Origin of the sequence: Edwardsiella piscicida (assembly GCF_001896205.1) — a bacterium.
In the GTDB taxonomy this organism is placed as follows: domain Bacteria; phylum Pseudomonadota; class Gammaproteobacteria; order Enterobacterales; family Enterobacteriaceae; genus Edwardsiella; species Edwardsiella piscicida.
Map to the genome: position 1 here is coordinate 3,446,682 of NZ_MPNU01000001.1, position 14,485 is coordinate 3,461,166.

Genomic DNA, 14,485 nt, shown 5'->3' on the forward strand with positions numbered 1-14,485 from the left:
AATCAGCCGCGCCCACGCCAAGGCAAGTTCATAATGACGCATATGCCGGTCGAGACACACTTGGTCGAAGGCGATGCGAAAATCACCGACAGGCGCAATATCGTCAAAGTGAACCTGTAAAGAGTTAACTTGTAGTAGTAGCTGCGGATTGCTGATCTGCCGGCGAATTTTATCGATAGCAGTTCTCAGTATCCGGTTTTCCGGACGTTCAGCGCTGTAATCGTCAAATTCCACTTGAAAGCGATCCCGACGCACGCAGTTTTTGCTTAATTGAGCGGAGACCCGTAACCTCCCTTTCATCCAGGACAAATTGTCCTGCTGACGTATATAGTCACGCTTTAGACCATGGCGCACAATCTGCTGTACGCTATCGATAAACTGCTGAATAAATACATCCATCAGCGGCATCTTCGAGGTTCGAACTCTGGATGTGGAAGTGGCAAGATGGCGAAAAGATTTTAGCGTACGTAGCATCATTAAAAGCTGCTGACGCGCATTATCAATGTTCTCATCACGCCGCCCCGTTTTTGGCAACACTTCAATAAACGCATTTCCTGGAAGAGAGATAACACCAGCATAATTTTTTACTTGCAGAGTTTTTACACTCCCCCGGCTGCGCAGGGTTAGCTGTAGTGGATCGGTAATTCAGGACACCTCGAAATCCTGTTAATGTTAAAACAGTGAACATGAGGTGATGCATGCTCAAAACTCGTCGAACTAAACGCACCTTTTCCCCGGAGTTCAAGCTCGAAGCTATCGAGCAAGTGGTTAAATACCAGCGCGATGTCAGAGAAGTCGCTCTGGCACTTGAGCTCAACCCTGACCATTTGCGCAAATGGATACGTCTGTATAAGCAAGAACTTCAGGGTATTGAGCCCACTGGTAATGCCATTACCCCTGAACAGCGAGAAATTCAGCAGCTTAAAGCGCAGATAAAGCGTCTTGAGATGGAAAAAGAAATCCTAAAGCAGGCTGCCGTGCTGATGAGCGAAATCCCCGGCAAGCTGTCGCGCTAATCACACGGCTGAAAGCAAAGTGGCCAGTGCGGATTCTTTGTCATTTATTCGGTATTCACCGTAGCGTTTATTACGCGCAGGTGAAGCGTCCTGTTAATGTGCAAAGAATTGAATTACGAAGCCGGGTGAGGGCTTTCCATGCTCTCAGTCGTGGCGCTGCCGGTAGCCGGGCAATCAGCCAGATGTTGCGCCAGAGTGGTGTTAATGCAGGCCGGTGGCTGGCACGACAACTGATGCGGGAATGCGGGCTGACGAGTCGACAGCCGGTTAAACATCGCTACCGGGTAAACGAAGACAACAGTCCGCCATTGCCAAACTTACTGAACCGGCAGTTTAACCCCACCGCACCAAACCGCGTCTGGTGCGGCGACATCAGCTTTATTCGCCTGCGGGACAGATGGTGTTATCTCGCGCTTGTTGTTGATCTATATTCACGTCGAATTATCGGTTCAGCCCTTTCATTAACCGCTGATGCTGATCTGGTGTGCAGGGCTTTGCGTAATGCTCTGGAAACACGATCGCGTGATGGCCGTCTGCTGTTTCATTCAGATCAAGGTGTTCAATATAAAAGCAATAAATACAGAAGGTTACTCTGGCGTTATGGGGTAATGCAAAGTATGAGTCGCAGAGGGAATTGCCTAGATAATTCGCCGATGGAAAGAGTCTTTCGCAGCTTTAAAAGTGAATGGCTTCCGAAAGGTGGCTATGGTGATTTTAGCCATGCAGTACGCGATATAAACCAGTGGATAAATAGTTATTACAACGTTTATCGACCACATACAAACAATGGTGGTTTATCGCCTTGCTTGCATGAAGAAAAGTGGAAACAGGTTATTACAGTGTCCTGATTTTGTGATCCACTACATCCACTACATCCCGACGTATCCGTTCTTTTTCCAGATATATGGCATGTTCTCGCTCTTGCCGAATCCGCCATTCTTCAGCTTTGATTTTGGCCTCTTCTAACTGCTTTGAAATCAACGGAACAGCATCACGCATCGCAGAGATGATCTTCGGGATCTGGCTAATCAAACCACACTGTTTTGTCTGCCGGAACTGCACTCGCCAGTCTGCTGACTCATAAGGCGAATAGAGCTGCAAAAGGAACCGTCCGGTAGGCAATGTATGCTTCGAGACGTGTAGAAAAGGCACACTATTTTTTCTACGTGTCCACCTCACCATCTGTTCGTCACGAACATAACGATTTTTGACTTTCTTCACCGGAACATATTCCGTCATTTCTGCAAGGTTGAACGCAAAATACATACCACCAATACAAATGATGCTCGGCGTATAAGGCCGCCATAAATTGGCCCAACGGTGCCCTTCTCCCTTTGGATCTTCCTTGATATCAATCTCCGCACGAGAAAACCGTTCTCCGGGAACGTCCAGAGCGTTAGCCTTCCTGATTGGTCCGGCATCGGAAGCCATTGCCGCAGGCACCTTCCTGAATATGTGGTTTCCCGGCATCCCCGTCTGGCTTTTTTGCCTGGTGATCGCCTCGTCACTGACCACCATCAATATGGTCGGCGTCCATTTCTTTGGTGAGGTGGAGTTCTGGCTGAGCCTGGTGAAAGTGGTGGCGCTGCTGACCTTTATTGTCGCAGGCTGCTACAGCCTCGGACTGGATGACGCCTCGCCCGCCAACATCAGTTATCTGACTGACAACGGCAGCCTTTTTGCTGGCGGAGTGCCCGGTTTTCTCGGCGCGATGCTGATGGTGATTTTCTCTTTCGGCGGCACAGAAGCGATTGGCACCGCCGCGGGTGAAAGTGAGAACCCACAGCGCGATATTCCCCGGACGCTGCGCGGCACCGTGGTGCGGATCCTGTTGCTGTATGTCGGCTCGCTGACCGTCTTGCTGATCGTTTTGCCCTGGCAGCAGGCAGGCGTCAGCAGTAGCCCGTATGTTGAGGCTTCCAGCATTCTCGGCGGTGATATGGCGCGCCATATTATGAATTTTGTGGTACTGACCGCGGCGCTCTCCTGCATCGATACGGGCGTTTACGCCACCTCGCGAATGCTGCATGCCATGGCGTCTGACGGCTATTTCCCTGCCTGGTTTTCCCGCCTGCACCCGGCTCATAAAACGCCAGATAACGCCATTCTTGCCAGTAGCCTGGTGCTATTTAGCGGCGTCATCATCGCCATTCTCTCGCCGGACGCGTATGTCATCCTCGCCGGGATTTCCGGGTTCGGCTTCCTATTCACCTGGCTGATGATTGCGTTAAGCCAGCCGACCCTGCACCGAATAGCGCTGCACGACGGAACGCTGAAATACAAGGCTCCGGCTGCCCACTACATCCAGCAGCTCACCGTAGGGCTGATTATGCTGATCATGGCCGGGCAGTTCTTTACCGACGGTGGCGGCATTACCCTGCTCACCGTTCTGGTCTGGCTGGCTCTCGCCAGCGCGTACTACATCTTTATCGTCCGAAAAAACAGGAGACTGTCCGATGAAAAAAGTCATGCTGAATGAACTGACTGGCCGGGAAATCCGCGAATTATTGCAGTCTGGCCAGGAAATTACCGCCATCGTTAGCTTTGGTAGCTGTGAAAACCATGCCGATCACCTGCCGCTCGGGCCGGATATGTTTGTGCCAGAGGAGGTCGCCCGTCGGGTGGCGCAGCGCATGGAGAATACGCTGGTGCTACCCTGCACGCCATTCGGTACGTCCGTGCACTACAACGCCCACCCACTAGCGGTTACCCTACGCTATGAAACCAATATCGCGCTAGCAGAAGATATCTTCACCAGCCTGCTGCACCACGGTATTCGCAGGATACTGGTCATAAACGGCCATGACGGTAACATCCCGGCCATTGAGATTGCAGCCCACAATGTGAAGGCCCGCCACCCGCAGGCGGCGATGGTGGTAGTTCCGGCCTGGTGGGATCTGGTAGGCCATCACCTCGGAAAGGGATTCTTTGACTCATGGAATAACACCGGGCTCGGACACGGCGGCGAAGGTGAAACGTCGGCGGTGATGGCACTACGGCCGGAACTGGTGGAACTGCAATATGCGCAGGTGCAGATCCCGCAGGCGGTATTCGCCGATTATGGCGTAAACCGGATCTGGAATATCGGCGAAATCAGTACCACTGGAGCAACCGGCGATCCGCGTTGCGCCTCCGTGGAAAAAGGCGAACGGATCCTCGCCTGCCTGGTGAATGTGCTCTGTACATTGCTCAGCAAGCTGGATGCGACAGACTGGAAATGCACCGCATCTTAAGATCTCTCCCCGGATGCCAGCACAGCACATCAGTCTGGTTCGCTGGCGTCCGTCTATTCAGGCGTAAATCGTGGTGTGTCCATACGCGCTCCTATGCTCAAACTCTAGGGCAGGATCATCTATTGGTTAGGGGGTCAGTCCACGCTACGGTTCAGATCGTCTTCAGGGATAAGATCAGCCCATATCGGTTGCGATGGCCTCTGTAGCGGGTATTATTTTACGCACGATTTTCCAAAACAATTTTTTGCCGGAGCATGTGCTACACGGCGGCGATCTCTTCTGAGGGTTTCATGACTAACACTAACTTTTCTCAAACGGCTGCGTTTATCTGGTCGGTGGCTGATCTACTGCGCGGTGACTTCAAACAGTCTCAGTATGGGCGCGTGATCCTGCCCTTTACGCTGCTGCGCCGTCTTGAGTGTGTGCTGGCGGAAACCAAAGATGCGGTGGTGGCGAAATATGATGAGTTAAAAACCAGCCCACTGCCGGAAGAGGCCAAAGAGAAGTTCCTGCTGCGCGCCAGCGGGCTTTCCTTCTTCAATACCTCGAAGATGGATCTGGGCAAGATGGGGCAGAACGACATCAAAGCCAACCTGGAGAATTATGTCCAGGCATTCTCGCCCGATGCGCGAGAGATCTTCGAGCATTTCAAATTCAGCGAGTTTGTCGGCCTGCTGGAAGATGCCAACCTGCTGTTCAAAGTGGTGAAGAAATTCGCCACCACCGATCTCAGCCCGAAAGCGATTTCCAACTATGAGATGGGCCTGGTGTTTGAAGAGCTAATCCGTCGTTTCGCGGAAAGCTCTAACGAGACCGCCGGTGAGCACTTCACCCCACGCGATATCGTGCGTCTGACCACCTCGTTGGTGTTTATGGAGGATGATGAGGCGCTGACCCAGGATGGCATCATCCGCACCATTTATGATCCGACGGCGGGGACCGGTGGCTTCCTCTCGTCGGGTATGGAGTATGTGCATGAGCTGAACCCAAACGCGGTGATGCGTGCCTTTGGTCAGGAGCTGAACCCGGAATCCTACGCTATCTGTAAAGCCGACATGCTGATCAAAGGTCAGGACGTCAGCCGTATTAAGCTGGGTAACACCCTCTCTAACGACCAGTTACCGCAGGACCAGTTCGACTACATGCTCTCTAACCCGCCGTTTGGCGTGGACTGGAAGAAGATTGAAGGCGAGATTAACGACGAACATACGCAGAAGGGCTTTAACGGTCGCTTTGGTCCGGGCCTGCCGCGTGTTTCCGACGGTTCGCTGCTGTTCCTGATGCACCTGATCAGCAAAATGCGCGACAGCCACAATGTGGATGGCAGCGTGAGCAACGGTGGGCGTATCGGGATTATCCTTAACGGCTCGCCGCTGTTTACCGGTGGTGCGGGCAGCGGCGAAAGCGAAATCCGTCGCTACATTCTGGAAGCCGATTTGCTGGAAGGCATCGTCGCGCTGCCAACGGACATGTTCTACAACACCGGCATTGCTACCTACGTCTGGATCCTCTCCAACCAGAAGGCAGCGGAGCGTAAAGGCAAAGTCCAGCTGATTGATGGCAGCAACCTGTGCGGCAAGATGCGTAAATCGCTGGGTTCCAAGCGCAACCTGATGGGCGAAGACGATATCAAGCTGATCACCCAGACCTTCGGGGATTTTAAGGTGGTGGAGACCACCACCCTAGAGGAACTGGGGCTGGAAAAAGCCGCCGAGCAAAAATCCAGCCGTGGTCGTCAGCCTGCCACCGCCAAAACCGAAGCGCCGAAAACCTTCGCCAGCAAAATCTTTAACAGCACCGACTTTGGCTATCGCCGCCTGACCATTGAGCGCCCGCTGCGGTTATCCGCTCAGGTGACGGATGAGGCAATTGCGACGCTGCGCTTTGCGCCGAAGCCGTTTAATGCGCCGATGGAACGGCTGTATGACGAGTTCGCGGCCCAGTGGCAGGCGGAGACCTACGGTGATTTCTCCGGGTTGGAAGCCGAAGCGCGCGCCATCATCAAAGCCGAATTTACCGAGCTGAAAGAGAAGCAGATTAAAGACCTGCTCGACAGCAAACTGTGGCTGGCACAGCGCGCCTTGATGGAAAAAGCACAGCAGATTCAGACGGCTCTGGCGACGCAGGCGGGCGGAAAAACGCGGGTGAGCACTGACTTCAACCAGTTCAAGCTGATCCTGAAGGAGGCCATCAAGACGGCGGGCGTGAAGCTGGATGCGAAAGAGAACAAGCAGTTTATCGACGCTATCACCAGCAAAAACCCGGATGCCGAGCCGGTGGTGAAGAAGGTGCTGAAAGAAGCCGCTCAGCCGCTGTACGGGGCGTTTGAATACAAGGGCAAGGTGGTGGAATTTGAGCAGGACGGCGAGTTGCGTGATAACGAAAACGTGCCGCTGAATCCGGCGCTGTCTACCAGTAATCTGATTGAAAACTACTTCCAAGCGGAAGTGCTGCCGCATGTGAATGACGCCTGGATCAACGCCGATAAGCGTGATGCCAAAGATAGTGAGGTGGGGATTGTCGGTTACGAGATTCCGTTTAACCGCCATTTCTATGTCTATCAGCCACCGCGTCCGTTAGAAGAGATTGATGCCGATCTGGATGCGGTCAGCGCCGAGATTATGAAGCTGCTACAGGAGGTACATTCCTGATGGCTAACTATAAGTATAAGGATTCGGGGGTTGAGTGGCTAGGGGCGATTCCTGAGGATTGGTCTGTCACTAAATTAAAGTACATCGCTGATTTGCTAACCGCAAAATCTACCAATTCAGATGACTTATTTGTTGGATTGGAAAATATATCGAGTGGTGATGGAAAGTATATATCAAAAGAAGAAAACATAGCAGATGGTGCATCAGTGTCGTTTGAAAAGAATGACGTTCTTTTCGGGAAGTTGCGGCCTTATCTTGCCAAATCTTGGTTAGCCACTTTCTCTGGGGTATGCTCATCTGAGTTTCTGGTACTTCGCACTGCTAAATTACATCCAAAATATCTAAATTATTATTCACTAACAAATGAATTTATTGAGCAGGTTAATTCCTCAACTTATGGCTCCAAAATGCCAAGAGCAAGTTGGGAATTTATTGGTCTGTTACCTGTACCAACCTGCTCTTATTCTTTATCAGAGAAGGTAGCTTGCTTCCTCGATCACGAAACCGCAAAAATCGATAACCTAATCGAGAAGCAACAGCAACTGATTGAACTGCTAAAAGAAAAACGTCAGGCAGTTATCAGCCATGCTGTTACCAAAGGGCTAAATCCTGATGTGCCGATGAAAGACTCTGGTGTTGAGTGGTTGGGAGCGGTCCCGGAGCACTGGATTGTTCGTAGATTAAAACATACAGCAAGCCTGCAGTCAGGAATACCTAAAGGAAAAGATCTGACAGGCAAAAATAGCATCTCCGTGCCTATGCTTCGTGTAGCTAACGTCCAAGATGGTTATCTTGACCTTGAAGATATACATACCATAGATATCGAGCAAAGCCAGCTTGAACGATATTTACTTCGTAATGGTGACGTATTGATGAATGAGGGGGGGATAATGACAAATTAGGCCGTGGTGCGGTCTGGTCGGCATCTATCGATAATTGTATTCATCAAAATCATGTTTTTGCAATTCGTCCTCAAAACATCGAGTCAGATTGGCTCGATATGCTTACAAGAGCTGCTTATGCAAAATTCCATTTCTATCGAGTAGCGAAGCAAAGTACGAACCTTGCATCTATTTCATCAACAAACATCAAAGAAACTCCATTGCTTATTCCTCCAATTGAGGAAAGGATTGAGATTCTAGAATATATAAATCTGCAAATCGAAAAATTAAAAAAACTGAAGAACTAAGCACTAATCAAGTTGCCTTATTACAAGAACGCCGCGCCGCCCTAATCTCCGCCGCCGTCACCGGGAAAATCGACGTCCGCGACTGGGTTGCGCCAGGTACACAGGAATCAGAGGAGCCACAGGAGGTCAGCGCATGAGCATGGACAGCACCAAAGAGCGGATTTTCCAGGATGAGATGATCGCGCAGATGATCGATCGAGGCTGGGTTCATGGCAAAACGGAAGGCTATGACCGCGAACGGGCGCTGTACTCGCAGGATGCACTGAGCTTTGTGCAGACCACCCAGCCGCAGGAGTGGGAGAAGTTTACCAAAATTTATCCCAGCGATACCGAGCGCCATTTCCTCGATGCGCTGGTGGCGCAACTGAAAAAAGCGGATATCAATGCCACCGATATGCTGTCGCGTACCTACGGTACCCTCGGCGTGCTGCGTCATGGCATCAAGAGCCACAATGCGCGCTTCTCCCTGTGCCAGTTTAAGCCGGAACATAACCTCAATCCGGAAACCCTGACGCGCTACCAGCAGAATATCTGCCGCCTGGTGCCGGAGCTGGTTTATAGCCCGCATGCCTCGAACGCCGCCTTTGAAGAAACCGGCGTCAAGGCCAAGAAATGGCGTATCGACCTGGTGTTATTCGTCAATGGCCTGCCTATAGCGACGCTGGAACTGAAGTCTGAATTTAAGCAGACGGTGCAAAACGCCATTACGCAATATAAGAAAACGCGTTTGCCCAAGGATCCCGGCACCAATAAACCCGAACCGCTGCTGACCTTTAAACGTGGGGCGCTGGTGCACTTTGCCGTCAGCCAGTATGAAGTGTTTATGGCAACCAGACTCGAGGGCGATAAAACCTTCTTCCTGCCGTTTAATAAAGGCACTCATGACGGCGGTGCAGGGAACGACATCCCGGAAGACGCCAACGACTATGCGACCAGCTACCTGTGGAATGAGGTGCTGCTGCCGGATAATCTACTGAAAATTCTCGCCAGTTTTGTGCATCTGCAAATCGTCGAAAAAGAGAATGCCCTTGGCCTGAAGTACAAAAGCGAGAGCCTGATTTTCCCACGCTATCACCAGTGGGATGTGGTGAACAAACTGATCACCGCCGCCACCCGGGAAGGCACCGGCAATAAATACCTGATTCAGCACAGTGCGGGGTCAGGCAAATCGAACTCTATCGCCTGGACGGCCCATCAGCTTTCCCGCCTGTACGATGAGAATGGTGAGAAGCAGTTCCACTCGGTGATTGTGGTGACGGACCGTACCGTGCTGGACGATCAGCTGCAAGACACCATCTATCAGTTTGAGCATCAGGATGGCGTGGTCGGGCGGATCAATAACAAGGAAGGCGACGGTTCAAAATCGGAGAAGCTGGCCAGCGCGCTGGAAAACTCGCAGCCGATTATCATCGTCACCATCCAGACCTTTCCGTTTGTCCTGAAGGCGATTGAAAACAGCGTCAGCCTCAAGCAGCGTAAATATGCGGTGATTGCCGATGAAGCGCACTCCTCGCAGAGCGGTTCAACGGCGCGACAGCTGAAAGAAGTGCTGATGACCGAAGCAACGGATGACGATGTGGAGATGTCCTCAGAGGATATTCTGGATGCCACCGTCGCCGCGCGTCGAGGCAGCAGCAACCTCAACTATTATGCCTTTACCGCCACGCCGAAAGCCAAAACCCTGGAGCTGTTTGGCCGTCGTCCTAATCCGCTGGAGCCAGCATCGAAAACCAACAAACCGGAAGCGTTCCACGTTTACTCCATGCGCCAGGCCATCGAAGAGGGCTTTATTCTTGATGTGCTGAAGAATTACACCAACTACAAGGTGGCGTATAAGCTACTGCAAAAGCTGGGCGATCCTGACCGGGAAGTGGACAGCAAGAAAGCCAAGATCAAACTGAACCAGTGGGTCTCGCTGCACGATTATAACGTGTCGCAGAAAGTGAGGGTGATCGTTGAGCACTTCCGCAAGCATGTGATGCACTTGCTGGCTGGCCAGGCGAAAGCGATGGTGGTGACCAGCTCGCGTAAGGCGGCGGTGCGTTACAAGCTGGCGTTCGATAAATACATCGCCGAGCAAAAGTACGACAAGATCAGCGCGATGGTGGCATTCTCCGGGGAAGTGGAATTCCACGAAAATGACCACACCAGCCTTGCGCTGCTTCATCAGAAGTTCACCGAGATCAATATGAACCCTGGCCTGAAAGGCCGGGATATGCGTAAAGCGTTTGATACCGATGACTACCAGGTGATGCTGGTGGCCAACAAATTCCAGACCGGTTTCGACCAGCCCAAGCTGTGTGCCATGTATGTGGATAAGAAGCTGGGCGGCGTGGAGTGTGTACAGACGCTGTCGCGCCTGAACCGTACCTATCCTGGGAAGGCGCAGTCGGGCACCTTTGTACTCGATTTCTACAACGAGCCTGAAGATATTTTGGCCGCTTTCCAGCCCTACTACCAGACCGCAGAACTGACGGATGTCAGCGATCCGCAGTTGGTCTTTGAACTTTATGAAAAGCTGCGTACCAGCGGCATTTTCCTGTGGAGCGAAGTGGAGCAGTTCTGCACGGCGTTCTTCAGCAAAAACAAATCCAACGCGGCCATTAGTAATATCTGCAAACCGGCGGTGGAGCGCTGGAAAAACCGCTACACCTCGGCGATTGATGCCTATCTGCTGGCCAAAGAGATGTTTGAACGCACTAAGAAGACCGGCGATGTTGTGCTGATCACCAACGCGGAAAACACCTTCAAAGAGTGCGAGAAAGAAAAAAGTAAGCTGGATATCTTCAAGAAAGATCTCGGCAGCTTTGTCCGCTTTTACGAGTTTATGTCGCAAATCGTCGATTACGATGACAAGAACCTGGAAAAGTTGAGCCTGTTTGCCCGCCATCTGCGTCCGTTGCTGCATGAACAGCGTATCGAAGAAGACGAGATTGATTTAAGCAACATCGAGATGAGTCATTATCGCCTGTCGAAACTCCGCGAACAGCATCTGAAGCTGAAAGAGGATGCAGAGGAATATAAAATCAAGCCGGGTAATGACGTCGGTACGGCGAAGCCGAAGGACAAGAAAGCGGAGTTTCTGTCGAATATCCTGGCTCGTCTGAATGAGCTTTTTGTCACCGATAATCTCACCGATAAGGACATGATCAATTATGCTTTTACGGTGCGCGATAAGCTGTCAGAAAACCAGGCGGTGATGACCCAGATCGCTAACAACACACGCGAACAGGCGATGCTGGGCGATTTCCCGCAAGCCATTGATGATGCCGTGATGGACAGCAATGAGGCCCAGCAGGAGATGATGATGCAGTACCTCTCTAATCCTGAACTGGCGAAAGGCTTTGCCCGGGTGGTGTTTGATATGTTGAAAGGCGCTTAACGCTTTTTCATCAAGGAGTGGTGTAGGACATGCTGAATTCTCTCGAGATATACCAAGTGTTAAATGAATTGGGTTACCGGCTTGAGGCTGGGAAATTCGAGCCAAGCTATGCCTCCGAACATCCGCTCGGGAATGGAAAGTACCTGTATGTCAAACGCGATAAGGAGCGCGTAGTTAACAAAAGCCCATTGGTTCTTGCACCAGAAGCCCTTGCCTTAAAGCCGGAAATTGATCGTATTGCAGGCATCCACTGCCTTTGGGAAAAGGTAAAGAGCACCAGCTATCTTTAAGCATTTCCTCACAATAAACGAACGCACTGTTCCAGTATTGTTGAAGATTGGTGTAAAATCTGAACTAGCCGTGATTAACATATTGATTATGCATGATATTAGTGATTATTTGATACCTAACTACTGGCAGGGAACATCAAAATACTGTACTCATATGATGAGCCCCACATGCAGATAAAGCAGCCGAGTGGTATCTATCATGTTAAAAAAATGAAACAAATATTGCCCAGCTAAGAGTACAGCATCCTGCATATGATTTGATGATGAACCTTCAATTCAATATGGCCAGATAAAGCTGCGGCGTGTTGGCATTTTGACAAATGAGTGAAAACGTTTATCGTAGAATAAATATTCTTTTGCTAAGAGGACAAAAATGGAAGCTTTAATTTCAACTGCTCGCTACCGAACATCTAGTGCAATGCATGACACTATCTTAGCATCAACACAAAGCGATCGTGCAAGATTAATCTACTCTGCTGCATTCAGGAGATTGCAACAAAAAGCTCAAGTTTTTTCCTTAGAAAGTAATTCAGCAGTACGATCTAGATTGACTCACTCTATAGAGGTTTCGCACATTGGTCGCTATATTGTTTCAGAAATTGCTTCAAAAATAGTCGAAAGCTCTGACATAGATCATAAAATTAAAAAGTTCTGGCAAGAAAATAGCTTATCTATATCAAATATAGTTGAGACTGCATGTCTAATGCATGATATTGGAAACCCACCTTTTGGGCATTTCGGGGAGGCCGCAATTGTTGAGTGGAGTAAATCAGAGTCAGTTAAAAACGCATTGATAGTTGCGTTTAATAACGGTTATTCAGAGGAAAAATATCAAAACTTGCTTTCTGATTTTATACATTTTGATGGAAATCCACAGGGTTTAAGAATAATAACAAAATTACAAGGTGATGATGGATATTTCGGACTTAATTTAACTTACACCCAACTTGCCGCATTTATAAAATATACCTTTTGCCCAGATGAGTTAGACCCGACACAACCATTTAGTAAAAAAATAGGTTATTTCTCAACTGAAAAAGACGTAATGGAAAATGCATGGAACACCTTGAAGATGAAGAAAAACTCTCGTCATCCTCTTGGATTTTTAATGGAGGCATCTGACGATATTTCATATTGTATTAGTGATATAGAGGATGGTATTGAAAAAGAAATAATCACTGTAAAACACTTTAGTGACTTCACATGTGGCAAAATTGAACAACTAAAAATAAAACATGGGAATTTCGAAACCCAATGTGATGAATTAATATTATGCCTGACAAATGATGATCCTAAATCTGTCGGTAATTTCCTTCGCTTCAAAACCTCTCTATCTAATTTTTTAGTGAAAAGAGTTGCAGAAATTTTTGTTAAAGATTACCACCAACTTATACGACAAGAACGAAAAGAAGAAATAATATCAAAGGGAAGTTTTGAATATGATCTTTTAGATATTTTAAAAGACTATACGTCAAATTATCTTTTCACATCAGCAGAAGCTGAATGTATGGAATTATCCGGCTTTGCTATAATAAAGGGAATACTTGACGAGTATACATCTTTAATAAAACTACCAAAAGAAAAGTTTTTATATTTAATTTCAAAAAATAATAAAGAAATTCGCAATAATCATTTGCATATCGAAAGAAGGTTATTTAATAGATTGCCTGGGAAACATTTAAAATCATACGCTACTGCGATAGTAGGTATACCGCATATTCACGATGATTATATCGATAGTACATTTATTGAAAAATTTAATGATATTTCTCACGAAAAAGAACTATCTTTAAGAATGCATTTAATTGTTGACTTTGTTTCAGGCATGACTGATCAGTTCTCGATGGAAATGTATCAACTTCTCAAAGGTATAAAGGTGAAGTAATATGGATAAATTCCAGCATTTTCATACTAATATACAAAAACACCCATTTAGTTTGGTAAAACGTCTTATTGGTTTAAGCATAAAAACAAATGAGCTACCACAAGATATTTCCTTGCAATTAAGCAAATATAGATATACACCTCAGTCTTTTATAGACGATCGCTCTGGCTTAACTCTACCATTCAAACAATTTAATGAAAAGACACTATATGACATAATTGAAGACTTGGACGAAAATGAAGAATTAGCATTTCATTCATTAATCAATAGCTTCGGTAGCTCTTATCACTTTCCATTAATTGACTTTGGTAAAGTTGACAGAGGAATTATTGATGCAGATCCTTTGCGAGAATTATCAAAGCACTGGAAAATGTCATTTTTCATCTACAATAGCGGAAGATCTTTTCATGCATATGGTAGTAGATTAATAAAATCTTCAGATTGGGTTGCATTTATGGGAAGCCTGCTTTTATTGAATAAGCCAAGCGGTTTCAAATTAATTGATGAAAGATGGATAGGACATCGCTTAATGGCCGGTTATGGAGCTCTTAGATGGACGAACAATAGCTCATACTATAAAAAGAACCCTACATTTATCGGTTACTTAAGCGCTACAGGATTAGTGTGGATGCAACCAGATAAAATATCTTCTTTGTTACCGCAATATTAAACTTGGTGGTAACAAAAACTTCATCCTCAAGTGTATAATTGAGTAAAATGATTGTTTTCATTAATATAAAATACTCATTTTACTCATTAAAAAATGAGTATTAGAAATACTGTGTCATACCAGTGTAAGTACCCCACATAATCGTGCCATTCACATTTAGAGAACATCT

General features: G+C 48.1%; 8 protein-coding genes and 3 pseudogenes. 9 read left to right on the forward strand and 2 right to left on the reverse strand.

Annotated features, from left to right (window positions below):
- Positions 1-627 (reverse strand): annotated as a pseudogene (locus tag BRD58_RS15895) (5-methylcytosine restriction system specificity protein McrC); the annotation flags it as partial.
- A gap of 71 nt (positions 628-698) precedes the next feature.
- On the opposite strand from BRD58_RS15895, the gene BRD58_RS18015 reads away from it, so the two are divergent.
- Positions 699-1,864 (forward strand): IS3 family transposase gene (locus BRD58_RS18015; protein ID WP_139263905.1). Its coding sequence is split into 2 segments (ribosomal slippage): positions 699-963 and positions 963-1,864, totalling 1,167 coding nucleotides; the frame shifts between segments, so codons are not numbered across the junction.
- 25 nt (positions 1,865-1,889) lie between these two features.
- On the opposite strand, the pseudogene BRD58_RS15910 reads toward BRD58_RS18015, so the two are convergent.
- A pseudogene (locus tag BRD58_RS15910) lies at positions 1,890-2,372 on the reverse strand (hypothetical protein); the annotation flags it as partial.
- Positions 2,373-2,469: 97 nt separating this feature from the next.
- Between BRD58_RS15910 and BRD58_RS15915 the strand changes: the two are divergent.
- The 8 genes and pseudogenes from BRD58_RS15915 (at position 2,470) to BRD58_RS18140 (ending at position 14,316) form a co-directional block, all read left to right on the forward strand.
- Positions 2,470-3,495 carry an amino acid permease gene (locus BRD58_RS15915; protein WP_236721606.1) on the forward strand — a complete coding sequence of 342 codons (1,026 nt, stop codon included), beginning with the start codon at positions 2,470-2,472 and terminating at the stop codon, positions 3,493-3,495.
- Positions 3,473-4,249 (forward strand): creatininase family protein, encoded by a 777-nt coding sequence (locus BRD58_RS15920; RefSeq protein ID WP_073383705.1) that lies wholly within the window; start codon positions 3,473-3,475, stop codon positions 4,247-4,249. Before BRD58_RS15915 ends, BRD58_RS15920 begins: the two co-directional genes overlap by 23 nt.
- Positions 4,250-4,539: 290 nt before the next feature.
- On the forward strand, positions 4,540-6,900 hold the full coding sequence (locus tag BRD58_RS15925; protein ID WP_073383974.1) for a type I restriction-modification system subunit M: 2,361 nt from the start codon (positions 4,540-4,542) through the stop codon (positions 6,898-6,900).
- A pseudogene (locus tag BRD58_RS18285) lies at positions 6,900-7,578 on the forward strand (restriction endonuclease subunit S); the annotation flags it as partial. The gene BRD58_RS15925 and the pseudogene BRD58_RS18285, both read left to right, overlap by 1 nt.
- 644 nt (positions 7,579-8,222) lie before the next feature.
- Positions 8,223-11,471: a type I restriction endonuclease subunit R gene (locus BRD58_RS15935; RefSeq protein ID WP_073383708.1), complete on the forward strand. Its 3,249-nt coding sequence runs from the start codon at positions 8,223-8,225 to the stop codon at positions 11,469-11,471.
- A gap of 29 nt (positions 11,472-11,500) precedes the next feature.
- The gene (locus tag BRD58_RS15940) at positions 11,501-11,761 is read left to right on the forward strand and encodes a hypothetical protein (protein WP_236721608.1); all 261 of its coding nucleotides are present in this window, start codon (positions 11,501-11,503) and stop codon (positions 11,759-11,761) included.
- 373 nt (positions 11,762-12,134) lie between these two features.
- Positions 12,135-13,646, forward strand: a complete 1,512-nt coding sequence (gene dgt, locus BRD58_RS15945) for a dGTPase (protein ID WP_073383711.1) — start codon at positions 12,135-12,137, stop codon at positions 13,644-13,646.
- A 1-nt stretch (position 13,647) separates the two neighbouring features.
- Positions 13,648-14,316 carry a primase 1D-like protein gene (locus tag BRD58_RS18140; RefSeq protein WP_073383715.1) on the forward strand — a complete coding sequence of 223 codons (669 nt, stop codon included), beginning with the start codon at positions 13,648-13,650 and terminating at the stop codon, positions 14,314-14,316.
- The last annotated feature ends 169 nt before the right edge of the window (positions 14,317-14,485 follow it).

What these genes read in the sequence shown, in the direction of transcription:
- BRD58_RS15915 (WP_236721606.1), top strand. Translation starts at nt 2,470, where the DNA reads ATGTGGTTTCCCGGCATCCCCGTCTGGCTTTTTTGCCTGGTGATCGCC.
- BRD58_RS15920 (WP_073383705.1), top strand. Translation starts at nt 3,473, where the DNA reads ATGAAAAAAGTCATGCTGAATGAACTGACTGGCCGGGAAATCCGCGAA.
- BRD58_RS15925 (WP_073383974.1), top strand. Translation starts at nt 4,540, where the DNA reads ATGACTAACACTAACTTTTCTCAAACGGCTGCGTTTATCTGGTCGGTG.
- BRD58_RS15935 (WP_073383708.1), top strand. Translation starts at nt 8,223, where the DNA reads ATGAGCATGGACAGCACCAAAGAGCGGATTTTCCAGGATGAGATGATC.
- BRD58_RS15940 (WP_236721608.1), top strand. Translation starts at nt 11,501, where the DNA reads ATGCTGAATTCTCTCGAGATATACCAAGTGTTAAATGAATTGGGTTAC.
- dgt (WP_073383711.1), top strand. Translation starts at nt 12,135, where the DNA reads ATGGAAGCTTTAATTTCAACTGCTCGCTACCGAACATCTAGTGCAATG.
- BRD58_RS18140 (WP_073383715.1), top strand. Translation starts at nt 13,648, where the DNA reads ATGGATAAATTCCAGCATTTTCATACTAATATACAAAAACACCCATTT.